Origin of the sequence: Mycolicibacterium mageritense (assembly GCF_010727475.1) — a bacterium.
In the GTDB taxonomy this organism is placed as follows: domain Bacteria; phylum Actinomycetota; class Actinomycetes; order Mycobacteriales; family Mycobacteriaceae; genus Mycobacterium; species Mycobacterium mageritense.
Window position 1 is genome coordinate 5,873,480 of the sequence record NZ_AP022567.1, and the last position, 22,089, is coordinate 5,895,568.

Below are 22,089 nucleotides of genomic sequence, written 5' to 3' on the forward strand. Positions count from 1 at the left end.
ATCGCAACCACAGTGGCTGCTGTCGCCGGCGGCCGGATCAGCGAGGTGAGTATGCGACGTTTGAAGGGCGAGGACAACAGCTTCCTCGCGTGGGAGAGCGCGGTGCAGCCGCAGCACACGATCAAGGCCGTGGTGCTCGACCCGGGCAAGGCCGCCGAGCCGTTGACCTTCGACCGGGTCAAGCGTGCGGCACAGGGCTGGGTCGACCGCATCGAACCCATGCAGTGGCAGCTGCTGTCACCGCGGGTGGGCGCCGGCCGGCCGTGGTGGGTGTCGCGGCCGCAGATCGACATCGACCACCACGTGCAGCGCACCACCGTGCCGGCCCCGGGCGGGGACGCGGAGTTGGCCGCCACGATCGGTGAGATCTTCGAGGTCGGGCTCGACCGCGACCGGCCGGCGTGGCAGCTGTGGTACGTCGAAGGCCTCGCCGACGGAAAGATCGCGCTGGTGCTGAAGATCCACCACGCGGTGGCAGACGGCACCGCGTCGTTGCGGCTCCTGGAAACCCTGTACAGCACGGATCCGGACGCGCCGTTGCCGCAGCCGCGCCGGCTGCCGATGCCGAACGAGCGGCGCCCCGCACCCGCGGTGTGGTGGCCGCTGGTGCTGCGGCACCAGATCGCCGCGCTGGCCCGCTTCCCGAGCATCGTCGCACGCACGGCCAAGGTCACCGGGGTCATCCGGCGCCGCCAGAAGTCCGGAAAGCCCGGCTACGCAGAGGCTTTCACCGCGCCGCCGATGCCGTTCAACGAGCCTTTCTCCGCCGGCCGCAGATTCGCCTACCGGCGCTGCGATGTCACCGAGATCAAGCGCGTGGCAAAGACCTTCGGTGTCTCGGTCAACGACGTCTTCCTGACCGTATGCGGTGGCGCGCTGCGCGACTACCTGGATGAACGTGGGCAACTCAGTGACGAGAGCCTGACGGCCGTCGTGCCCGTTTCGATGCGACCGGCCGGCACCGGCGATCTGTGGGGCAACCAGGTGGCCCGGTGGAACGTCGAACTCGCCACGCACGTCGCCGACCCGGTCGAGCGGTTGGGCGCCATCGCGACCGCGACCGGCGTCGCACGCGAGGTGCAGGCTGAACGAGACGCGTGGTTACAGCACGACTGGATGGAGTACTGGCCGCTGTTCTGGCTGTACTCGCGGGTTTTGCCGATCCTCGGCGCGAAGGTCAAGCGCCGCCCGATGTTCAGCCTGATCGCCTCCAACATGCGAGGCCCGCAGCGGCCGCTGTACTTCGGCGGGGCGCCGATCGAGCAACTCATCTCGTCGGGGCCCGTGGTGTTCCCGATGGGGCTGAACTTCACGGGATGGAGCTATCGGGACGAGATGGCCATCTGCGTGCTGACCTGCGGCGACCACGTGCCTGATCCGTACGCGATCGCCGACCGCTTTCCCGGGGTGCTGGCCCAGCTGTCCGCGCGGGCCGATTCAGTCGCCGACACCCTGCAGCAGGCGGATCGTCAACCGGTATCCGGCTAGGACGTCGAGCCAGCCGCGGCTCACGGGGTCGGCACCGTCGAGCGCGTGGCGGTTGCCGCTGCTGAGAAGCCGGTCGGCGGCGGTGCGCGTCCGGGTGACAGCCTGTTGTTGCGCACGCGCCGCGGCCACGTGCGGTTCGTGCAGCGACGCGTCGAGTTGCAGCCGGGCCGCGTCGATCGCCGACGCGGCCCGCGCCACCGTCACGGCTGACGACGTGCGTTCGGTGGCATCCTCGCTGCCGAACGAGGTGGCCAGGCGATTGCGGACCTGCTCGACGTGTGCGCGCCAGATGCCGTGCGCCGCGCCGACCACCGCGGCGGCCGCACCAGCTCCGGCGATGGCCGTGAATGTGCCGCCGCGGCAAGGGTTCTCGTCGAACACCTGCTCGGGCTCCACGATCGCATCGGAGACGGTCGCATCGCTGATGCCTGCGGCACGCAGACCGCGCAGGTCAGGGCGCCGCAGCTCGACCCCGTCACGCGGGACCAGCACGAGCCGGGCGGTGCCGTCGAATTCGGCGCTCAGCAGCAGCCAGTCCGCGACCTCGGCGCCGGTGACCGAATCCCATCGGCCGGTCAGGTGCAGCAGTCCGCGGCGCGTGGTCAGGTGTCCGCGCCCCACACCGACGGTGACCAGGGCAGCCGGATCGGCGCCCCACACCTGCTCGGCCGCAGTCGCGCCCAGGCCGTCCACCTGATGCGCCGCCGCGTTGACCATCGCGGCCAGCCAACCCGCCGAGCCGTCGGTGGCCGCGAGATCGGCCACCGCCGAGACGAACTCGCGCGTGTCGACCGCCCGGCCGCCGAACCGTACCGGTTGCAGCAGCCGCGTGGCAGCCGAATCATGCAGGACGGCAAGCGATTCAGCCGTCAGGCCGGGCTGGTCGGCCATATCACCTCCTGAGGGGGCCGAGGAATGGTATCCACGATGGTGACACACCGGACGGGCGGAAGAGGCGGACTGATGACGCAGACTGTGCTGAGCGCGGTCCGGCGGTTGCTGCCGCGGATCGCCGAGGCCGCAGCCACCGTCGACCGCGACGGAGCTGTCGACCCGGCTGTCATCGAGAGCCTGCACACCGCCGGTCTCTTCGGGATGCTGCGGCCAAAGGAATTCGGCGGGCTGGAAGCCGACCCGGTCGAATATCTGACGGTGATCCGGGAGCTCTCAGCGGCCTGCACGTCCACGGGCTGGCTGGCCGGCTGGTTGGGTGTCAACACCTGGCACCTTTCGCTGTTCGACGCCCGCGCGCAGCACGACGTCTGGAGTTCCGATCCGCAGCCCCTGGTGTGTGAGTCGTACGCGCCGACGGGCCGATTGGAGCGTGCGGGGGACGGGTTCCGGTTGTCCGGGCGTTGGAGTCGGTGCACCGGTATCCGGCACGCCTCGTGGCTCATGGCCGCGGCGGTGCTGGTCGGTGAGGACGGCGCCGCACAGGACTTCCTGGTCGCGCTCGTGCCGAGCGACGACTACCGCGTGGACGCCACCTGGAACAGCGTGGGGCTGCGCGGAATCGGCGCCGACGACGTCGTGGTCTCGGGAGCCATGGTGCCCCGATACCGCACGTTCGGCTGGGTCAGCGGTGACCAGATCAGCACCCTCGCCCCGCTCTACCGGTTGCCGCAGCCGACCATGTACATCCACACCGGAACCGTTCCGCTGCTCGGCGCTGCCGACTGCGTGCGGGCGGCGCTGGACCCGGGCCGCGGCGATGCGCTGGGCGCGGTGGGCATGGCAGGCGCGGACATCGACCTTTCGGTACGCCAGATCGAACGCAACCTCGGCGATCTCATGGCGTGTGCGCGTGCCGCAGGCAGTCCGGACACCGAGCTGGTGCTGCGGTCGCGGCGCGACCAGGTGCTCGCGGCCGAACGCGCGGTCGAAGCGATCGAAACTTTCGTGGCACACTCGGCCGGCCACGATGCGGGCAACGCGGTCGTCGAGCGGGTCTGGCGGGACGTTCAGACCGCGCGCACGCATGTTGCCAGCAACGTGGAACAGGTGCTGGAACTGGTCGGCAGGCATGCCTTCGGCATGGAGGTCGACGACATCCTGTGGTGAGCCGTCACACCCAGGCGTCGGACGTGATGGTGCGCAGCACCCGCGACAGCAGGTCGTCGGTGTCCTGCGCACGCGTCGTGGGTTCCGCGCTCGCGTCCCGGTTCGCGCCGAGCTGACCGGAGATGTGCCGTGCGGCGCGAACGACGAACGGTGCCGTCCGCTGTAGCCGGTGCAGCGGCACCGCCCCGCTCAACGACAGGCCGGCGATCTCACCGTTGTCGGACCGCAGCGGCGCGGCCACACTCGTCAGACCGATCGCGAGTTCCTCGTTGTCGTAGGCGAGGCCCTGGCGCGAACGGATCCGCGCCAATTCCCGGTGCAGCGTCGGGAGATCCCCGATGGTTGCACGCGTGCAGCGGGTCAGGCGTGGCCCGACGATCGAATCCACGTCCTCGGCCGGAAGTTGAGCAAGCATCGATTTGCCCAGTGCGCTGGCATGGGCAGGGGTGTGCCCGGCGACGCGGGTCGGGACGACGGCGCTGTTGCGTCCGGCCACTTTGTCCAGGTAGACGACGTCGCCGCCGAACAACACCCCGAGATGGACCACCAGTCCCGTGTCGGCGTGCAGCCGGGACAGGGTCTGCGACGCGACGGCGCGCAGTTGGGAGTGGTCGACCATGCGGGTAACGGGCAGGGGAGACGCGGCCAGCGCGTAGCCGTCGCGGCGGTGTTGCAACAGGCCGGCACTGTGCAACTGCTTGAGGATCCGGTGGGTCGAGGACCGCGGTAGATCGGTGCGGCTCGCGATCTGGTCGAGTCGCAGGTGCTTGCCCGGCTCGTCGAATGCGTTCAGGATCAAGGCCACCCGGTCCACCATCGACACCGCGCTGTCCCGCTGGCCGGTCTTGTCGGTCGAACGCGTCACGTACGCTCCTTGATTACTCGAATCACCACGATCCCACTCACCGAGACCCTGCCGCAACGGTTTGGCCAAGTGTCCGACGATGGTCCACAGCACGCGATGCGGGCGACGAAGGAGCTGTGGATGCGCGGTGTGGAAATGACCAGGGACGTTCTCGACGGCATCGACGAACACGCCGATCGCTTGCAGGCGCTCGGCCCCGTCAACGAGGCGCTCGGTCGCCTCGACCTGCGCACCGCCGAGGTGCTTCGGCAATCCGGCGTGATGCACATGCTGCAGCCCGAGGAGTTCGGCGGGATCGAGACCCATCCGGGGGACTTCGCCGAAGCCGTGCTGGAGATCGCGCGCCTGGACGGTTCGGCCGGTTGGATCGCGGCGACGGCCGGCGTCCCGCCGTGGGTGCTGGCGGCCGCGGACCGGCGCCTGCGCGACGAGGTCTGGGAGGCTGCGCCCGACACCTGGATCACGTCGGCCTATCGCCCCGACGGTGTGCTGCTGCCCGTCGACGGCGGTTACCGGCTGTCCGGTGAGTGGCGTTTCGTGGCGGGCATCGACCAGTGCTGGTGGGCAGTGCTCGGCGCGCGCGTGGTCGACGGCGGAAGCGGCTCGCCGCAGGCCGTCGACCGGGTGCTCGTGTTCGTGCCGCAGCCGGATGTGCAGATCGTCGACGACTCGTGGGATGCCGTCGGATTGGCGGGGACCGGCAGCAAGACCGTTGCCGTCGATGACGCGTTCGTCCCCGCGCACCGCGTGCTCGACCACGGCTGGGTCGCCGACGGGTCCGCGGCCCAGCTTGCGGGCCTGCGCAACCCCATCTACCACATCCCGTTCGGCACCGTGATGCCGTTGGGGCTCACGGCCGCAGTGGTCGGAATGGCCGACGGGGCACTGTCGCACCACATCGCGTCCGCCGGCGCCGATCCCGTCGCGGAGCACGCGGCGGCGGAGATCCGCGCCTCGCGACTGGCCCTGCTCGACACCGTGACCGCATGCTTCCATCTCGTGCTGGACGGTCCGATCGACGCCGCGGTGCGTGACCGGGCGCGCCGCGACCAGGTGGCCGCGGCCCGCCGGGCCGTGACCGCCGTCGACGAGATCGTCTGCCGGTCGGCTGTCGATGCGTTGCGTCGCGGAAATCCGCTGCAGCGGTTCTGGCGCGACGCGCACGTCGGGCTCGCGGCGGTCGTCGCCGCGGCCGACGCCGATCACTGACGGGCGCGCCACTTACGCGTGCGTGCCGCCGTCGATCCGGATCTCGGTGCCACTGATGAACGCGCCGTCGTCGGACACCAGCATGGCGACCACGCCGGCCACCGCGGACGGGTCGCCCATCGCGGCGGTCCCGGATGTCAGCGTGGTCGGCACGACGGGCGACAGCTTGGCGAACAGCGACCAGTCGGCGTCGGCGGGAATGAATCCCGGTGTGGCATCGGTGATTCCGGACTTGATACTGCCGGGGGCCACGCATACCGCGCGGAGGCCCTGCTTGCCGTACTCGAGTGCCAGCGCGTGGGTCATGGCCTGGATCCCACCCTTGCTCGCGGCATAGGCCGCCATGTACGGGTGCGCGAACGCCGCCGACGTCGAGCTGAAGTTCACGATCACGCTCTGCGGGTTGGCCAGCAGTGCCGGCAGCGTCTCGCGGATCACCAGGAACGTTCCGGTCAGGTTGACGCCGATGATCTGGTTCCACGCCTGCAGGCTCATCTCGTGCGTGTGCACGGCCCGCAGCATGCCTGCGGCGTTGACCACCGCGTCGAGGCCACCAAGCGTTTCCGCGGCGGTCCGTGATCCGGCGGCGACCGAGGCCTCGTCGCCGATGTCCATGACCAGGGTGGTCAACCGCGCGCCGGTGCCGGCGTCCTGGGCCTGCCCGCGCGTCTTCTCCAGGCCCTCGGGGGAGATGTCGGCGCCGACGACGGCGGCGCCCTCGTCGAGCAGCCGCAATGCGGTTGCCTGACCGATCCCGGAGGCCGCGCCGGTCACCAGGATGCGGCGGTTGTCGAGTCGATTCATGTCACTGCCCCATCACGTATTTGACAGTAGGCCCGGCAGTCCAGCCGCCGTCAACCGCGATCTCGGCGCCCGTGACGTACGTCGAGGCGCCGGACAGCAGATAGCCCACCGCGCCGGAGATCTCGTCGGCCTCGCCGACGCGGCCCATCGGGGTGTTCGGGTAGTTGCCTTCTCCCTGAGTGATACCGATCTGTGCGGTCATCGGCGTGTAGGTCATACCCGGATGCACCGAGTTGACCCGGATGCGGTCGGGTGCCAGTTCGACGGCGGCGATCTTGCTCAGGCCGCGAACTGCCCATTTGGAGGCGCCGTACCCGGCGGTCAGGGCCAGGCCCATGAGGCCGGCGGCCGACGAGATGTTGACGATGGAGCCGCCGCCCGCGGCGCGCATGGGCGCGATGACGGCCTGCAGGCCGTTGAACACGCCCACCAGGTTGACCTCGAGCACTGTCCGGAAATGGTCGAGCGGCTCGTGCTCGACGAACTGACCGGTCGAGATCCCCGCGTTGTTGACCAGGCCGTTGAGGGTGCCGAACTCGGTGAGGGTCAGTGCGACGGCGGCATTCCACTGCGCCGGATCGGTGACGTCGAGGTGCGCGAAACGGGCATCGGAGCCGAGTTCGGTTGCCAGCGCGGCGCCTTCGTCATCAAGCACATCGGCGATCACCACCTTGCCGCCGCCCGCGACGATGTGCTGCGCGAATGCCGCACCGAGCCCTCTGGCACCGCCGGTCACGATCGCCACCACGTCCGACAGATTCGGATTCGTCTGCATCTCAAAAACTTCCCTTCATCTCTTGTTCGTAAGCGGGGCCGCCGGTCAGCCGGCGGCGGTCAGCAAGCGGTCCAGTTCGGCCTTTGCACCGTCGAGCAGTTCCCAGGGGTCGTCGACCAGGTTCGGATCGGCCTGTACGCCGACGTCCACGCATTCGCCGTAGCTGAACACGGTCACGTTGATGCCCATCCCCACGGTCAGCGGACCGACCGGGACGATGTGTTCGATGCGGGCGCCGGCCATGAAGAGCTGCAGCGGCGGACCCGGGACATTCGACACGATCAGGTTGCTGCCCAGCGGCAGCTTGTCTTCCAGCTTGGCGGCCCGGAATCCCTTGAACAGCAGGCTGAGCAGCAGCGGCGGGGCGAAGTCGGTCAAGCCGACCGACTGCTGCGACTGCAGATCCTCGGCCAGGGCCTTGGCGCTGTTCATGCCGGTGTGGATTGCCGAGAGCCGCTCGACCGGATCTTCGACGTCGGTGCACAGCGACGCGACCATGGCGTGTACGAAGTTGCCGAGCTCGTCGTCGCCCGCGTCACGTGTCGACATCGGCACGGTGGCCAGGACCGGACGCTCCGGAAGCGCGTCGCGCTTGGCCAGATAACGGCGCAGGGCGCCGGCGACCACGCACAGGATGACATCGTTGACCTTGACGTCGCAGCTGTTCTTGACGTGCTTGATCTCGGCAAGCGGCAGCGATGCGTAGGCGAAGGTGCGGTGTGAACTCAGCGCGCCGTTGAAGCTGGTCTTCGGTGCGCTCATGGGCCGCGGGGGCGGGTCGTCGCGACGGAGATGGCAGATCGTCGTGACCGCGTGCCGAACGGTCTGACCCAGATACCGGACGACCTTCGGTGGGGATGTGGCCGCCGCCAGCGCGCCCCTGGCGAACAACTCGACGTTCGAATGCCGCGACTGCTCACCGTCTTCCGGCAGGTCGATGACAGGCTCGTCGGCGTCGGGAATCACGTCGCACAGCACCGAGGACAGTCCGGCACCGGACACGCCGTCGACCATCGAGTGGTGGGTCTTGGCGATGTAGGCGACCCGGCCGCCTTGTAAACCCTCCACATACCAGCTTTCCCACAGTGGCTGGTTGCGGTCGAGTTGACGCGCGAGAATCTCGCCGACCGCGTCGGCGAGTTCGCGGGCGCCGCCCGGAGACGGCAGGGCGGCGCGGTGGATGTGGTAGTCGAGCTTGAACGCGGGATCGTCGACCCACACGGGCCGGTCGAGCTGCAGTGGCACCTGCTGAATCCGGCGGCGGAATTGCGGAAGGTAGGGCAACCGCCGGTTCAGATGGTCCTTGAGATGCTCATAGTCGAATCCCGGAGCGTCGCTGGGGTCGAGAATCATCAATCCCAGCGTGTGCTGGGGCCATTCGGTGCCCTCCATGGACAGGAACATCGCATCCATTCCGGACAAGCGCTTCACCGACGACTCCGTTCGAGACTCAACCTCAGAGCCTGAAACGTAGCCATAACCAGGCCAAACGCGATGGTCGATTCCCGGTCAGCGGGACATCCGTCGACGCGCGGCCACGGCGGTCCAGTTGTGCCGGTGAGTGGGACAACGCCTGGTTGCAGTGCGTGGCGGTTCGTAACGTCACGATCGAATCTGACGCGAAAGGCACCCACAGTGACAGCCCAACCAGCCCCGTCCGGTATCGCCCAAACCCCCGACGAGGTGGACGTCGCGGTGGTGGGAGCGGGCTTCGCAGGCTTGTATGCGCTGTACCGCCTTCGGCGTCAAGGGCTTTCGGTGCGGGTGTTCGAGGCCGCCGACGGCGTCGGCGGGGTGTGGTACTGGAATCGGTACCCAGGAGCGCGCTGCGATGTCGAGAGTGTGGACTACTCCTACTCGTTCGACGCCGATCTCCAACAGGAGTGGAACTGGACCGAGAAGTACGCCACCCAGCCGGAGATCCTGGCCTACCTCAACCATGTCGCGGACCGGTTCGACCTGCGCCGTGGCATCTCGTTCGGTACGCGGGTGACCGACTTGGTGCTCGACGAGAAGACGTTTCGTTGGGACGTCCGCACCGACCGCGGTGATGCGGTCTCCGCGCGCTTCTGCATCCTTGCCGTCGGCCCGTTGTCGAATGCGAACATCCCGGCGATCGAGGGACTCGACTCATTCGCGGGCGAGGTTTACCACACGGCTCACTGGCCGCATGAGGGTGTCGATTTCACCGGCAAGCGGGTCGGCGTGATCGGTACCGGATCCTCGGGTATCCAGGCCATCCCGTGCATCGCAAGGGAAGCCGAACAGCTCTACGTCTTCCAACGCACCCCGAATTACAGCGTCCCGGCAGGCAACGTGCCGCTCGATGACGAGACGCGAGCGGCGCAGAAGGCCGGCTACGCCGAGCGGCGCAGGCTCTCGATGCTCAGCGGCGGCGGCTCACCGCATAGGCCCCACCCCAAGTCGGCCCTGGAGGTTTCCGCGGACGAACTGCGGGAGGCGTACGAGCGGCGCTGGGAACTCGGCGGCGTGCTGTTCTCCAAGACGTTCCCCGATCAGCTGCTCACCATCGAGGCCAACGACACCGCGCGGCTGTTCTGGGAGCAGAAGGTGCGCGCGGTGATCGACGATCCGGCGGTTGCCGACGTGCTGATCCCCAAGGACCATCCGATCGGCGCGAAGCGAATCTGCACCGACGACAACTACTTCCAGACCTTCAACCGGGACAACGTCGCGTTGGTGAACCTGCGCGCGACGCCGATCGAGCGCATCGACGCGGCAGGGGTCCACACCACCGACGCGCATTACGACCTGGATGCTCTGGTCTTGGCCACCGGTTTCGATGCGATGACGGGATCGGTCCAGAAGCTCAACGTGGTCGGCCGCGACGGCCTGACCCTCAACGAGGCATGGGCCGAAGGGCCTGTGACCTACCTGGGCCTCGGAATCCCGGGCTTTCCGAACCTTTTCAACATCGCCGGACCGGGTAGCCCGTCGGTGCTGGCCAACATGGTGCTGCACTCGGAGTTGCACATCGATTGGGTGGCCGACGCGATCGCCCACCTCGACGCACGGGACGCCGTGGCGTTGGAGGCACGCGCGGACGCCGCCGCCGACTGGGTTCAGGAGTGCGGCAATCGCGCGGCCGGAACACTGATGCCCCAGGCGAATTCGTGGTATCTCGGGGCCAATATCCCGGGCAAGCCGCGGGTGTTCATGCCGTTCGTCGGAGGCTTCGGGGTGTACCGCGAGATCATCACTGACGTCGCGGCCGCCGGGTACAAGGGCTTCGACATCCACGACGATCTGACCGTGTAGCGGATCCCCGCGAATCAACGCGCGGGACGCAACGCGGTGGCGATGTCGGTGCCGGCCTGCCACCGGGCTTCGCCAGCCAGTGCCAGCCCCGACATGGTCATGAAGCCGTGGATGGCCCCCGGGTAGCATCGGTGCACTACGGGAACGCCTGCGGCAGAGAGTGACTCGGCGTAGCGGCCTCCTTCGGAGCGGAGTGGGTCGAGCCCCGCGGTCACCACGACGGCCGGTGGCAGGCCCGACAGATCGGCGTGCAGGGGCGAGGCGTAGGGATGCGTGCGCTCGGCCGGATCCGGCACGTACTGGTCCCAGTACCACTGCATCGCGGCCGCGGTGTTGTAGAAGCCAGTGCCGAACCTGCGATAGGACTCCGTGGTGAAATCGGCGGCGATCACCGGATAAAGCAGTGCCTGACACGCGATGTCGGGGCCGCCGCGGTCGCGGGCGAGCAGCGCCGTCACCGCGGCGAGGTTGCCGCCTGCGCTGTCCCCCGCGATCACGATCCGCGACGCGTCGCCGCCGAGCTCTTCGGCCTGTCCGGCGGTCCAGGACAGCGCGACGTAGACATCCTCGGCGGCCGTCGGCCAGCGCGACTCGGGGGCCAGCCGGTAATCGACCGACACCACGACCGCCCCGACGTCGTTGGCCAGTGACCGGCACAAGTCGTCGTGGGTGTCCAGATCGCAGAACACGAACCCGCCACCGTGAGCGAACACCAGCAGCGGTGGCGGTGCCGGACAACTCGCTGCGGGCCAGTAGATCCGGACTGGAATCCCGCCGGGGACGACGTCTTGGCGCACTGCGCCGATCGGTTGCGGTTCGGCGGGCGCGCGGTACCGGGCCCGCACGGCGGCCCTGGCCTCGGAGCCCGTCATCGTCTCCACCGCGGGAAACCCCGCGTTGAGGGCGGGCAGCAGCGCCGCGATCTCCGGATCGATGCTGACATCCATCACTCTGGCCGGCCGTACACCGCGACCACCACCGTGCGGTCCAGACTGTTCTCCGACCAGACGCCCATCACGGAGTTCGCGCAGTCGCGCATGATCGCCAGGTAAGCGGGATTGCCGAACCACTGGTTCATCAACTCGATCCCGCTCATCGCCAGGGCGGGGTTGATCCCGACGGTCTCGGTCACCGGGCCGGCGAAACCAGCTGCGGCGGCCCGGGTCTGGGGCGTCGACCCGTCGGAGCCGACATCGCCGTCCAGCTGCCGGTTATTGAGTACATCGTTGGTGTGCCACTGCGCGGCGAGGCGCAACCGGGTATCGACCTTGAAGTCATCGGTACAGCCGGCCTGACGCCTGATCGTGAAAACGTTCGACACCACACTGTTGTTGAACCGCGTGTTGTCGGCATGGGCGACGGGAGCGGCCGTGCTCAGCGCCACGCAGACCACCGTCGCGGTACCGAGTCGGCGCGCCCGAGTTCGGATCATGATGATTTTCTCCGTTTATCCCACCGGCGCCCGGTAGCCGACAGCCGAGTTGCGCAAGTGCCAGATCGCTGCCGGACACAGTTCGTTGACCGCCTGGTTGATCAGGTACGAGGCCTGATGCTCGTCACCGGTGCCGAAGTCGGCCTTCACCTCACCGATCACCTGGCCGTACGGCAGGCCCGAGGTGACCTTGTCGCAGATGCCGTGTCCATAGGCCAGCGCCTGGTCGGCACCGGCGAAGTTGTAGCCAGGCCGCACAGTCACATTGACCAGATAGGCGACGGCGTCGGCATGCGCTGCCGCGGGCACCGCGAGCCCTGACCCGGCCAGCGCGGCAGTGCTCAGCGCCAAGGTCGCGAGCCGTCGGCACCCGTCGAAAGCCGTTCTCACTCTCGGCTACCGCCTCTCATGCGGTGACATCCTGCGATCTTCACCACCCAAGCACATACCCGAACACCTCGCGATCCCGCTGTCCCGCGCAGCGGGATACACCGTCGCAGCTCAGTCGCCGCGCATGGGGTGAAGCGGGTGAGGTTCAGGGAGCGGGGTGAGAGCTCGCGCCGTCAAACAGTCTTCGCGTTGTCAATGAAGTTCTGGGATCGGCGATGTCGACGACACCGCGGCGGCGGCGTTCGAACGCAAGTTACGCACGGGTAGCTCTCCGCTCGCGAAAGTCGGGTAGTCCACTACTCGATTCCCACCGACGATCGCGGCCATATGATCGGCTCGAAACGAGGCGTCGGGACCATGAGCGGGGACGGCCAGCGAACATGAATTTCTATCCGGCAGATGATGACCGTCGTTCGGGCCGATCGATGGGCGGCCATGACTGATTGCGTTGTCCTGCGGGAAAAGCTACGGATCCCCGAGGTTTCGGGGCTGGCGCGGCCGCGTCTCGAACAGCCGCTGCTGGCCGGTCCGCAAACCATCGTCGACATGGTGGTCGCGCCGGCCGGGTGCGGCAAGACCACGCTGCTGTCGCGAGTGGCCGCGGCATCGGCGGTGCCCGTGGGCTGGTACCGGGTCACGGCGGACGATTCGACGGAGCATCGGCTGGTCGCGCATCTGGCCACGGCGCTGTCAGCGGTGGCCGATACCGCCGCCGTCGGCTCGCTGGCCGAGTTGGTGGAGACGCTCGACGTGCCGGGCGGTTCGGGCGGCATGCTGATCCTCGACGACGTACACGAAATCGCCGACACACCTGCCGAGCGGGCTTTGGAGCGGTTCATCTCGCTGCGGCCGCGCCGCCTGCAGCTGATCTGCGGGTCGCGCCGGCTTCCCGACATCAACGTGCCGCGGATCCGGGTTTCGGGTTCGATCCGCGAGACCGGCAGTGACGATCTGCGCTTCCGCTCGTGGGAGGTCGAGGAACTGTTCGCCTCGGTCTACCGCGAGCCGCTGCGCCCCGAGGCCGCGGCCGCGCTCACCCGCAGGACCGGTGGCTGGGCAGCGGGACTGCAGCTGTTCCACCTCGCGACGGTGGGCCGCTCCGCGGCAGAACGCCATCAGGCCGTCGCGGCGCTCGGTGGCCGGTCCAAGCTCGTGCGGTCCTATCTCACCCGTAATGTGCTGGCCGAGCTGCCCGCGCAGCGGCGGGCATTCCTGTTGCGGACCTGCGCGCTGGGCCGGTTGTCGGGTGAGGCGTGCGATGCACTGCTGGGCATCAACGGCAGCCATCGCATTCTCGAGGAGCTCGAAACCGCGCAACTGTTCACGTTCACCGATGACGGCGGCGTGTATTTCCGTTATCACGAAGTGCTGCAGGCGCATCTGGAGTTGGCACTGGTGGAGGAGTACGGCCCGGCCGAGGCCAAGGCGTGGTACCTCAAGAGTGCGCGCGTGCTGGAGGCGCTCGGCGAACAGCAGCAGGCCGCGCGCGCGTTCGCCAAGGCCGGCGATTGGGCATCGGTGTCGCGCCTGGTGCAGGATGCGGGCGGCGTACGCATCGACGCGACCGTGGTGGACGACGCGCACCTGCTGCCGGCCAGCACATGGCAGCACGATCCGTGGCTGGCCCTGGCCCATGCCCGGCGGCTGGTACGCGAAGGTGCGCTCGTGCGTGCCGCGGAGGCGTATCGCAATGCCCAAAAGCTCTATGACGACCCGAACTATCAGCAGATCTGCCGATTCGAGGCGCGCGTGGTCTCGACCTGGCTACCGCCGGGCGGACGGCAGATGACGGCAGCCGTCGCGCACTGGAGCAATGCGCTGCGAGATGCGCTGCACCGGGTACCCGATCTCACCGCGCGAGTGCCCGCCGACGATCTCCGCGGCCGGTTGGTCCAGGGTCTCGCCGCCGTGGCCGCAGGCGAGCTCCGCCGGGCCCGCGACGTTTTGGGACTGATCGGCGAAGACGAACCGGCCGACCCGCTGGCGAGAGTGGTGGCGGGCCTGGCCCTGGCCGCGGTGGATCTGATCGACGGCCGCGCCACCGATCCGGCGGCGCGGTTCAGCACCGTCGCCATCGACGCGGACAACGAAGGCCTGCCGTGGGTTTCGCGGCTCTGCCACGGTCTGGAGCAGATCGCGCTCGTCGTCGCGGCCGATGCCGTGTGGCGTCTGGACGGCTGCGCGCACCTCGTCGATGCCGCCGAGCAGATGGGGGATCAGTGGGGCGCAGGGCTGCTGCGCTGGGTCATCGGTGTCGTCAAACAGCGGGTGGGGCAGGACGGAAAAGCCGAATTAACCGCGGCCGAAACGGTATTCGCGGACCTCGGCGCTCCGGTGCTGCAGCTGTGGTGTCGGCTCGCGGCCACCCGGCCCGGGGACAGCGCGTATCCGAAGCTGGTCGAAACGTGCCGCACCCTGCACGCGCGCGGGGCTCAGGCCTTCGCGCTGGGCAGGCTGGGTGCAGACGGCGCAGCCGAACTGGCGCGGCAGTGTGGCATTCCGCTCGCGGCGACCACCTACCGCACGCCGGACGAACCGCGCAGCGCGTTCGCGGCGGCGAGCCAGGTGGTGGAGGCCAGCCTGCCGCCGGTGGCGATCACATGCTTCGGTGGTTACCGCATCGCGATCGATGGGGAGGTCGCGGAACTTTCGACGCTGCGCCCGCAGGCCCGGTCGGTGCTGCAGATCCTGTCGATGGCACCGGGCCGCGATCACCATCGTGAAACCCTTGAGGACATCTTGTGGCCGGGCGTCGACCACTCCGTGGCGTGTCACCGTCTGCAAGTGGCGGTTTCGAGTGTGCGGACGATGTTCGGTGACACGGGAATGTCGATCCGCCGCAGCGGAGAATCGTACCGGCTGTGCCTGCCCGAGCGGGCAACCGTCGACGTGCGCGATTTCACCGACGCACTGGCGCGGGCGGCCGCCGCATCGGCACGGGGAGATCTGCGGGGCCGGGTCGCCGCGCGGCAGGAAGCCCTCAATCTGTACACCGGCGATCTGCTGCCCGAGATCACCGGACAGCCCACGATCGACAGTGAACGTGAACGGCTGCGCCTCGCGGCGGCGGGCGCGGCGGCAGGGCTCGCGTCGGACTACCGCACGCTCGGTGAGTTCGAACAGGCGCTGATCGTCGCGCAGCGGTCCGTTCAGCTTGACCCGTACCAGGACTCGGCGTGGCTCGTGCTCGCCGACCTGCACGAGACGCTCGGCGACGAGAGCTCGGCCGAGTACGTCCGCCGCGAACATGCGCGCATGCAGGCCGATCTAGAGTTCTCCACCCTCTGAGGTCTTCGGCCGGTTCAGATCCTCGAGTCGCAGCATCTGAGTCTTGGCGTCGTCAGGTGGCTCGGCCGCCGGTGTCGCGGCCGGTATCTCAGGCTCGGGCGCCGTGGTGGTCGGCGGTGTGGCCAGTGGCGGAGGCGGTTCGGTGATGGCCGCGGCGACCGTGACCAGTTCCACGCGATGGGGAATGTGCGCGGGTTTGATCGCGTCGACGAAGGCGTACAGGCTGCGTTCGTCCACTCCACTGGCGGCGTCGTCGCCGTCCCCGTCACCGCCGGGACCGCTGACGGTCACCCGCACCACGAGACTGGGCACGGGCTGGCCTGCGGGGCGCGAATCAGGAGTCAATGACCATGTCGCGGAACCCGATTCGATGACCTCGGTGGGCCGATGGTAGGCCGCGACGACGGCATCGTGGATGCTCTGCGCGGTGCCTTGCGATGCGAGCGCAGCGGTGCCCGCCATGATCAGCTCGCGCTTGTGAGCCGGGTCGCGCCCGCCGACGGTCAGACCGATCCACCCGGCCAGCCAGTCGAGCATGTCGGCGGGTGTGGTGCGTGGGTCCAGGTAGGCAGGCAGGCAGTCCAGGGTCGTGAAGACCGGTGCCAGCACCTCGTCGAACGCGTCGCAGAGCTGTTCGGCCAACGGGTCACCCCAGTACACCGACGGCATCGTCGCGACGAACGGCCGTGGCGAACACAGGCCGGGGATTCCGGTTCTCATCGGTCAGCCACCCGGACGCTGTGCCGGCCGAACGAATACGCGAGTTCGTTGCGGGCCAGGGGGATCACGTCGGCCGGCTCGTTGGAACGTCGACCGGTCGCCGGGTCGACCCCGAACAGTTGAACGGTGACCTTCCTGGCCATGTCGACGCCGGGGATGTGCGCCAGCGCGGCCGTCACCTCGTGCACCTGGACGGCGCGGCCGATGGGCCAGCCGGCGCCGTCCGGACCGCCCGTCAGTGGGTGCAGGAGGCTGTTGAGTGCCCGCTGCACATCGGTCTTCACATGCTCGCGCGAGTATTCCGGCAGTACCGACAGCGTGACGACGACGGTGACTCCCCGATAGCTCGGCCGTTCGACGATCAGCCGGGTGCCGACCAGACGCCGCTGATTGAGGTGGTTCTTGATCCGCTGGATGGTCTCGGGCTCCGGATCGAGATCCTCGCGGCGCACCAGGTTCATGGCGTCGCTGGCCACGTGCGGCACGATCAGCACGCGTACCACACCGGCTTCGCGCTCGTCGGCCGCGGTCAAGCAGTGTGCCCGCGCCACTTCCGGCGCCACCTCAAGCGTGAGCTGTTCGAAATCGCGTGCCGTGACGGCTTTGCCGCGGGTCCGCAGCAACATAGGACCGCGCGCCTTCACCTCCTCGACGGTCTCGGCTTCCGCGCCGCCCACCGCGGCCCGCCGGTTCTCCACCCGCGACACGTACGGCACACTCGTCTTGAGCACCCGGATCTGTCCGACGCCGACGTTGCCTTTCCGGCCGCCGCCCGTGCGGTAGGCGGCCATCTGCAACGTGGCGGACTTGCGGGGGATCCGTCCGTACTGGCGTACAGTGCCGTCGGATTCGCGCACCATGGGCCCGAACACCACGTCACCGAACACCGGGTCGATGTGGAACGCCTGACTCGAATGATCTTGTTCTCCGAAGTGATCCACCGGGCGCCATTCGGTGGTCTCGCCGTCGGCGGTGACGGTGAGCACGCTTCCGGTCCACGGCAGCACCGGCCGGTGTTGCAGCACGAAGCGCTGCCCCGCAGTCCCGTCGGAGGTACCGATCGGCTCGTCGCGGATCACCCTGGCATTGATGATGCGTGCGGTGCCGCCGACCGTGCACGCGGAAATGGATGTGATGAACGGTGATTCGCTGTAGGTCGACTGCCCGGGCGCGGGTTCGACGAGCCGGCAGCGCAGCCAGCCGCGGGCTTCGCCACCGACTCGCGGTGGTGAGTCGAGCACGTGACCGCGGGGGACGTGCAGGATCACGTCCCCGGGCTTGTTGAACGCCTTCGTCTCGTCGGAACCCAGCTCGCACGGCACCCAGTCGGGCCCGCCGGTCCAGGCCTCCCAGACATACGGCGGGTTGGTTGGATCGACGCCGACACCCGACACCCGGCAGTCCACCCGCAGAAGCACCGCGCAGTTCGGCACAGCCTTGTCCAGGCCGATCAGCAGCACATCGCCGGGCTCTGGCCGGTCGGAGAAACACCGGAACTCCACGCCGCCCACTTCATTGCGCTGCGACACGGCCTCGCCCTGGGTGGTCGCGGTGGCCACCCGACCGCCTTCCAGCGAACACGGGATGATCTCGAGTTTCTCGGTGGTGGAGAACACGATCGGCTCGTCGAGGTCGGTGCGGTCGGTGCTCACCTCGGTCTCCGCGCGCACCGTGATGGCCTGGGCCTGTGGCGCGGACAACCAGAACGTGGCCTCGCCCTGCGCGGCTCCGGGCGGCCGCAGTTCCAGTCCGAGCAGTTCGAGAAACTTGATGTAGTTGCGGTCGGGTACCCGGTTGAGCCGGTAGATGAGCTGGTCGACCATCATCGCGAACGTCTCGATCAGCGTGATACCCGGATCGGAGATGTTGTGATCGGACCATTCGGGGCAGCGGCGATGCACCAGGCGGCGGGCGTCATCCACCAGGCTCTGAAACGTCCTGTCGTCGAGATTGGGTGCGGGCAACATGGTTTCAGGCCCCATTCGTCAGATACATCGGGGGAAGCTCGGCCGACGGCGGGGCGTCCGCTTCTTCGGGGATCACATAGAACGGGAACACCAGGTTGCGCTCGTCGTTGTACCCCCGCACGCGGTAGCCGACATCGATGTGGGCCGTACCGAGGTCACCCCGGTCGAACACCACCTTCACGTCCTCGACGTCGATGCGGGGCTCCCACCGTTCCAGGGCCCGGCGCACATCGTTGGCGATCGCCGCCAACGTCGCATCGTTCATCGGTGAGAACAGGTGATCCTGGATGCGGCAGCCGAATTCGGGCCGCATGGGCCGCTCGCCCGGGGCGGTCCTGATGATGATCTCGATGGCCTGCTCGATGTCGCGCACCTGGGTGGCCAGGCCGATCGCGTTGGTCGGGTCGACCTGCAGCGGGAAATTCCAGCCCGCCCCGATGAAGTCGTGCGCCATTGCTCAGCCTCCGATCAGCACGGTGGGACAGCCGGGGGGAAGGATCGGGGCACCGCAGGCCGTCATGTCGCCGACCCGGGCGGCAGGCATACCGCCGATCAGCACCGTCGGGCATCCCGGCGGAATGATCGCGTTCGGCGGGTGCGGAACGACGCCGGGGAACGCGCATGCGTGCGGGGTTCCGACGGTGGCCGCCGGGCTGCCGCCGATCAGCACCGTCGGAACGCCGGGAGGGCCGATCGTGCCGGGGTGAGCCGTCAGATCTCCGACACGCGCTGCGGGTGGCATGCTGCGACCTCTCTCAGTTGATCTTGACCGGGGTGCCGGTGATGACGTTGGGACCGCCGGCCTTGAACTCGCCCGCAGCTTTCGCCGCGACCTTGACCGTGGTGCCCTTGAGCGACAACGCCACCTGGGTCTCGACGTCCACGGGGCCGGACCCGCCCGCGACCGCGACGCCGTTGGTCGCCGTCAGCGAGATCTTCTTGCCCTTGAGATCGAGATTGGCCGGGCCGGCGTCGATGACGATTCCCTTGCGTCCTTCGATGAGGACCGTCCCGTCACTGTGCACGACGACGCGTGTGCCGACGGCATCCAGCGTGAGCTTGAGCTTGCCGTCCCCGGTTTCGGCAGTGATGCCCTCGGTCCGGCCGTTCTCGTCGAGCAGGTCGATGCGGTGGCCGTTGCGCGAGATGACCGAACGCCGGTTGACCGCACCGGAGCCGGAGTCGATCAGCTTGGTGCCCTTGGTGTTTGCGGTGTCGATTCCGTTGTGTAGACCGCCGAGGACATATGGCCGCAGCGGATCCTGTTGTTCGAACGCCACCAGCACCTCGTCGCCGACCTCGGGTACCACCATGGCGCCGCGGTCTTTTCCGGCTCCCGGTTGCACGGTGCGGGCCCAGTCGCTGACGTAGTCGTCCGACAGCCACGGGAACGTCAGCTTCACCCGGCCCTGGTTCGTCGGATCGTTGGCATCGCTGACCTGGGCGACGACAACGCCTGCCGTGCCGGAGGTCCGGCCGCCGCCCGCCGTAAGACCGTACAGGCTGCGCTCCTGTCTGCCGGTGACGGAGAACGCGGTCGTGTAGCCACCGTTGGCCGGATCGTAGCGATGCCGGGCCGCGGTCAGCGTGTACTTGCCGTCGAACGGGACACCGGCGTTCTCGATCGTGACACCGACGTTGGCGCGCAGTTTCGGGTTGCCGCGGGCGACCGCGTCGATCTCGGCGAACGAGCTGCCGATCTCCTCGGCCAGGGCAGCCGAGGCGGTGTCGGCCTCGGACTGGGTCCGGTAGGCGACGTCGGACGCGACATAGCGCGGATCGCCGAACGGCTTGGCCATGTCGGCCGGCTTCATCGTCGGCAGCTCAACGCTTTTCGTTCCGGCGGGGACGGTACTGACGATCTTGCGCTTCTGCGCGACGTCCCAACCGCGCACCTCGATCTCACTGACCTGTTCGGCCGCGGTGATCACCGACCGGAACCGCAGCAGGTCGATGCCGAGCCGTAGCACCAGGGGATCGGTGCCCTTCGCGTCGTCGGACGGGGCCTTGCTGGCGACCTCACGCGGACGGAAGTTGAGCTTGTTGTCCTTCACGGTGAGCTCGTAGCCGATGCGCCGCGCCATGCCGTCGAGGAACTCCCAGTCGGTCTGGCCGAACTGACCGAGGTGATCGAAAACCGTCTTGCTGGGCGTGATCTGGTCGGTGGGGATCTTGGCGCGCTGCGAGATCTGCGTGACCGCGTCGGATGCGGTGGTCTGGGTGTAGGACTTGGTGTGCCGGCCCCGGAACAGCCGGTGCGCCGGGTCGTAACCCCGCACGATCGTGAACGAACCGGGGCCGCCGATCTCGGCTTCCAGCGAGGTCACCTCGGCCTCGATGAGCTTCTCCGGCACGTCGGTCTGTGTGCTGCCGACGGTGATCTTGACCTTGCTGCCGATCTTGACCTTCGCCTTCTCGATCACGATCCGGTTCGGGTCGCGGAAGCGCAGCATGAACGCATCGGGCAGGCGCAGGCTCGAGTCGACGTAGGCCGAGACCAGCAGCGGGCCGATGTCGTCGGGTAGCGGGCTGCCGTCGACGTCGATGACAAAGCTTGCGGAAGTGGCCATTACGTCACCCCGCCGTCGCGAGCGCGTCGATCCTGGGCAGTTTGAGCCGGGTGCCGTTCGGGACGCGCATCGGGTCGTCGATGTCGTTGTAGGCGGCCAGGGGCCGCCACAGCTGCGGATCTCCGTACTCGCGGTAGGCGATCAGGGCGAGGGAATCACCCGTCACCATCGTGTGGACGTCGTCAGCCCACAGCGCACCCGACGTCGGGTTCTGCTTGGGGTCGGGCGTGACGTCGATCTCCTCCAGATTGACGGTGCACGTTGCCCTGATCGGAATGCCGTTGGCGGCGAACCGCGTGTACTTGGCCTGCACCTGGCTGATGTAGGCGGCGAAACTCTTGACCTGGCCCCAGTTGAACACGACCAGGAACGGCATCGGCGCCTCGCCCTTCTGCACCTCCTTGCACGGCACGCAGCAACTGAACAGTTTGTCCACGGATGCCACCACGTCGACGCCGTCCTTCGCGGCGGCATCGAAGTACAGTTCCAGGCTCAGCTTGCACGGCTCGGCACCGGAATACTCCGGCGGTCCGGCCTTCTTCTCCTTGGTGGGTTTGCGTTCCCACTTGGCGGACTTGGTGATCGACACTTCCTTGGGATTGAACTGGAAGGTGATCTTGTCCTTGAGGGAACCGAGTTCGGGCTTGCCACCCTTGACGTGCTTGGGTTCCCACATCTCCAGGAATGCGTACTGCGGCTGTGCCCAGGTGTCCGGCGCGGCGTCGCCCTTCTTCTCGGGTGGCGGCGCTTTGAGGGCGATCGACTTGTCAGCCATTGGGGGTGCCTTTTTCCGGAGTGAAACCGTGGTGTGCGATCTCCAGGGTCTCGGTGAAGACCTTGGGGGAGTCCAGGTTCAGGCTCGGCCCTGTCCACCGGACCGGTACCACGCCCTGCAGCTGCCAGGTCATCACCGGGTTTCCGGCGGCATCCATGGCCTTGATCTCGCCCGTGGTCGGTTTGAGGCCGTTGAGCGCCTTGACGATCCACTTCGTGAGTTTCTCGCTGTCGGGCCCGATCGGCCTGGTCAGCTTGATGTTGCTGTACTTCATCCGGGTCGGCAGCTGCCAGACCAGGCCGTTGTTGCCGCCCTCTTCGCGCTGCTCCATGACCACCTCAAGGCCGAATCCTTCGCAGCTGCTGAACTTTCCGACGTCGGTCTTGTCGAACTTGACGGCAAAGCAGACTCCGACGAAGACCTCGTCCTTGTCTTCCGGCGGCAGCTTCGGCGGGCTCATCGTCTT

19 protein-coding genes and 1 pseudogene are annotated in these 22,089 nt (G+C 68.1%); 5 read left to right on the forward strand and 15 right to left on the reverse strand.

Annotated features, from left to right (window positions below):
- Nucleotides 1–51: 51 nt before the first annotated feature.
- Nucleotides 52–1,488, forward strand: a complete 1,437-nt coding sequence (locus G6N67_RS28340; RefSeq protein ID WP_036438436.1) for a wax ester/triacylglycerol synthase family O-acyltransferase — start codon at nucleotides 52–54, stop codon at nucleotides 1,486–1,488.
- Here the strand turns inward: G6N67_RS28340 and G6N67_RS28345 are convergent.
- The gene (locus tag G6N67_RS28345) at nucleotides 1,438–2,379 is read right to left on the reverse strand and encodes an acyl-CoA dehydrogenase family protein (protein ID WP_036437185.1); all 942 of its coding nucleotides are present in this window, start codon (nucleotides 2,377–2,379) and stop codon (nucleotides 1,438–1,440) included. The genes G6N67_RS28340 and G6N67_RS28345 overlap by 51 nt on opposite strands.
- Nucleotides 2,380–2,451: 72 nt before the next feature.
- On the opposite strand from G6N67_RS28345, the gene G6N67_RS28350 reads away from it, so the two are divergent.
- Nucleotides 2,452–3,549: an acyl-CoA dehydrogenase family protein gene (locus G6N67_RS28350; protein WP_036437187.1), complete on the forward strand. Its 1,098-nt coding sequence runs from the start codon at nucleotides 2,452–2,454 to the stop codon at nucleotides 3,547–3,549.
- Nucleotides 3,550–3,553: 4 nt separating this feature from the next.
- Here G6N67_RS28350 and G6N67_RS28355 read toward each other — a convergent pair whose 3' ends face one another.
- Nucleotides 3,554–4,414, reverse strand: a complete 861-nt coding sequence (locus G6N67_RS28355; RefSeq protein WP_036438438.1) for an IclR family transcriptional regulator — start codon at nucleotides 4,412–4,414, stop codon at nucleotides 3,554–3,556.
- A gap of 120 nt (nucleotides 4,415–4,534) precedes the next feature.
- Between G6N67_RS28355 and G6N67_RS28360 the strand changes: the two genes are divergently transcribed.
- On the forward strand, nucleotides 4,535–5,623 hold the full coding sequence (locus G6N67_RS28360) for an acyl-CoA dehydrogenase family protein (protein ID WP_131524780.1): 1,089 nt from the start codon (nucleotides 4,535–4,537) through the stop codon (nucleotides 5,621–5,623).
- A 12-nt stretch (nucleotides 5,624–5,635) separates the two neighbouring features.
- Here G6N67_RS28360 and G6N67_RS28365 read toward each other — a convergent pair whose 3' ends face one another.
- Genes G6N67_RS28365 through G6N67_RS28375 form a run of 3 tightly spaced genes read right to left on the reverse strand, consistent with a single transcriptional unit; the run spans nucleotide 5,636 to nucleotide 8,633 of the window.
- Nucleotides 5,636–6,427 carry an SDR family NAD(P)-dependent oxidoreductase gene (locus tag G6N67_RS28365; protein ID WP_036437189.1) on the reverse strand — a complete coding sequence of 264 codons (792 nt, stop codon included), beginning with the start codon at nucleotides 6,425–6,427 and terminating at the stop codon, nucleotides 5,636–5,638.
- Nucleotide 6,428: 1 nt separating this feature from the next.
- Nucleotides 6,429–7,202 carry a glucose 1-dehydrogenase gene (locus tag G6N67_RS28370; protein ID WP_036437190.1) on the reverse strand — a complete coding sequence of 258 codons (774 nt, stop codon included), beginning with the start codon at nucleotides 7,200–7,202 and terminating at the stop codon, nucleotides 6,429–6,431.
- A gap of 45 nt (nucleotides 7,203–7,247) precedes the next feature.
- Nucleotides 7,248–8,633, reverse strand: a complete 1,386-nt coding sequence (locus G6N67_RS28375) for a WS/DGAT/MGAT family O-acyltransferase (RefSeq protein ID WP_036437191.1) — start codon at nucleotides 8,631–8,633, stop codon at nucleotides 7,248–7,250.
- Nucleotides 8,634–8,837: 204 nt separating this feature from the next.
- Between G6N67_RS28375 and G6N67_RS28380 the strand changes: the two genes are divergently transcribed.
- The gene (locus G6N67_RS28380; protein ID WP_051578997.1) at nucleotides 8,838–10,481 is read left to right on the forward strand and encodes a flavin-containing monooxygenase; all 1,644 of its coding nucleotides are present in this window, start codon (nucleotides 8,838–8,840) and stop codon (nucleotides 10,479–10,481) included.
- Between the two features lie 14 nt (nucleotides 10,482–10,495).
- Here G6N67_RS28380 and G6N67_RS28385 read toward each other — a convergent pair whose 3' ends face one another.
- From G6N67_RS28385 to G6N67_RS28395, 3 genes and pseudogenes are all read right to left on the reverse strand, one after another.
- Nucleotides 10,496–11,428, reverse strand: a complete 933-nt coding sequence (locus G6N67_RS28385; RefSeq protein ID WP_036437192.1) for a LipP1 family hormone-sensitive lipase — start codon at nucleotides 11,426–11,428, stop codon at nucleotides 10,496–10,498.
- Between the two features lie 2 nt (nucleotides 11,429–11,430).
- A pseudogene (locus tag G6N67_RS28390) lies at nucleotides 11,431–11,913 on the reverse strand (CAP domain-containing protein); the annotation flags it as partial.
- 15 nt (nucleotides 11,914–11,928) lie between these two features.
- Nucleotides 11,929–12,264, reverse strand: a complete 336-nt coding sequence (locus tag G6N67_RS28395; protein WP_051578998.1) for a DUF732 domain-containing protein — start codon at nucleotides 12,262–12,264, stop codon at nucleotides 11,929–11,931.
- Between the two features lie 474 nt (nucleotides 12,265–12,738).
- Here G6N67_RS28395 and G6N67_RS28400 point away from each other — a divergent pair, with 474 nt between their 5' ends.
- On the forward strand, nucleotides 12,739–15,591 hold the full coding sequence (locus G6N67_RS28400; protein WP_036438447.1) for an AfsR/SARP family transcriptional regulator: 2,853 nt from the start codon (nucleotides 12,739–12,741) through the stop codon (nucleotides 15,589–15,591).
- Here G6N67_RS28400 and G6N67_RS28405 read toward each other — a convergent pair.
- From G6N67_RS28405 to G6N67_RS28435, 7 genes are read right to left on the reverse strand one after another with little or no spacing between them, the layout of a single operon-like run.
- Nucleotides 15,571–16,311 carry a phage tail protein gene (locus G6N67_RS28405; protein WP_063835161.1) on the reverse strand — a complete coding sequence of 247 codons (741 nt, stop codon included), beginning with the start codon at nucleotides 16,309–16,311 and terminating at the stop codon, nucleotides 15,571–15,573. The genes G6N67_RS28400 and G6N67_RS28405 overlap by 21 nt on opposite strands.
- Nucleotides 16,308–18,278: a putative baseplate assembly protein gene (locus G6N67_RS28410; protein ID WP_036438450.1), complete on the reverse strand. Its 1,971-nt coding sequence runs from the start codon at nucleotides 18,276–18,278 to the stop codon at nucleotides 16,308–16,310. Before G6N67_RS28410 ends, G6N67_RS28405 begins: the two co-directional genes overlap by 4 nt.
- Nucleotides 18,279–18,282: 4 nt before the next feature.
- The gene (locus tag G6N67_RS28415) at nucleotides 18,283–18,732 is read right to left on the reverse strand and encodes a gp25 family contractile injection system sheath assembly initiator (protein WP_036437193.1); all 450 of its coding nucleotides are present in this window, start codon (nucleotides 18,730–18,732) and stop codon (nucleotides 18,283–18,285) included.
- Between the two features lie 3 nt (nucleotides 18,733–18,735).
- Nucleotides 18,736–19,020 carry a PAAR domain-containing contractile injection system baseplate protein gene (locus G6N67_RS28420; protein WP_036437194.1) on the reverse strand — a complete coding sequence of 95 codons (285 nt, stop codon included), beginning with the start codon at nucleotides 19,018–19,020 and terminating at the stop codon, nucleotides 18,736–18,738.
- 13 nt (nucleotides 19,021–19,033) lie between these two features.
- A complete protein-coding gene (locus G6N67_RS28425) occupies nucleotides 19,034–20,848 on the reverse strand; it encodes a VgrG-related protein (protein ID WP_036437195.1) in 1,815 nt (604 codons plus the stop codon).
- Nucleotides 20,849–20,852: 4 nt separating this feature from the next.
- Nucleotides 20,853–21,623, reverse strand: coding sequence for a CIS tube protein (locus G6N67_RS28430; RefSeq protein WP_036437196.1), 771 nt, complete (start codon nucleotides 21,621–21,623; stop codon nucleotides 20,853–20,855).
- Complete coding sequence (locus G6N67_RS28435; RefSeq protein ID WP_036437197.1) at nucleotides 21,616–22,083, reverse strand: phage tail protein; 468 nt, start codon at nucleotides 22,081–22,083, stop codon at nucleotides 21,616–21,618. Before G6N67_RS28435 ends, G6N67_RS28430 begins: the two co-directional genes overlap by 8 nt.
- Nucleotides 22,084–22,089 lie beyond the last annotated feature (6 nt).

Excerpts from the sequence above, each read along its gene's own strand:
- G6N67_RS28340 (WP_036438436.1), top strand. The coding sequence starts at position 52 with ATGCGACGTTTGAAGGGCGAGGACAACAGCTTCCTCGCGTGGGAGAGC.
- G6N67_RS28345 (WP_036437185.1), bottom strand. The coding sequence starts at position 2,379 with ATGGCCGACCAGCCCGGCCTGACGGCTGAATCGCTTGCCGTCCTGCAT.
- G6N67_RS28350 (WP_036437187.1), top strand. The coding sequence starts at position 2,452 with ATGACGCAGACTGTGCTGAGCGCGGTCCGGCGGTTGCTGCCGCGGATC.
- G6N67_RS28360 (WP_131524780.1), top strand. The coding sequence starts at position 4,535 with ATGCGCGGTGTGGAAATGACCAGGGACGTTCTCGACGGCATCGACGAA.
- G6N67_RS28365 (WP_036437189.1), bottom strand. The coding sequence starts at position 6,427 with ATGAATCGACTCGACAACCGCCGCATCCTGGTGACCGGCGCGGCCTCC.
- G6N67_RS28370 (WP_036437190.1), bottom strand. The coding sequence starts at position 7,202 with ATGCAGACGAATCCGAATCTGTCGGACGTGGTGGCGATCGTGACCGGC.
- G6N67_RS28385 (WP_036437192.1), bottom strand. The coding sequence starts at position 11,428 with ATGGATGTCAGCATCGATCCGGAGATCGCGGCGCTGCTGCCCGCCCTC.
- G6N67_RS28400 (WP_036438447.1), top strand. The coding sequence starts at position 12,739 with ATGACTGATTGCGTTGTCCTGCGGGAAAAGCTACGGATCCCCGAGGTT.
- G6N67_RS28405 (WP_063835161.1), bottom strand. The coding sequence starts at position 16,311 with ATGAGAACCGGAATCCCCGGCCTGTGTTCGCCACGGCCGTTCGTCGCG.
- G6N67_RS28410 (WP_036438450.1), bottom strand. The coding sequence starts at position 18,278 with ATGTTGCCCGCACCCAATCTCGACGACAGGACGTTTCAGAGCCTGGTG.
- G6N67_RS28415 (WP_036437193.1), bottom strand. The coding sequence starts at position 18,732 with ATGGCGCACGACTTCATCGGGGCGGGCTGGAATTTCCCGCTGCAGGTC.
- G6N67_RS28420 (WP_036437194.1), bottom strand. The coding sequence starts at position 19,020 with ATGCCACCCGCAGCGCGTGTCGGAGATCTGACGGCTCACCCCGGCACG.
- G6N67_RS28425 (WP_036437195.1), bottom strand. The coding sequence starts at position 20,848 with ATGGCCACTTCCGCAAGCTTTGTCATCGACGTCGACGGCAGCCCGCTA.
- G6N67_RS28430 (WP_036437196.1), bottom strand. The coding sequence starts at position 21,623 with ATGGCTGACAAGTCGATCGCCCTCAAAGCGCCGCCACCCGAGAAGAAG.
- G6N67_RS28435 (WP_036437197.1), bottom strand. The coding sequence starts at position 22,083 with ATGAGCCCGCCGAAGCTGCCGCCGGAAGACAAGGACGAGGTCTTCGTC.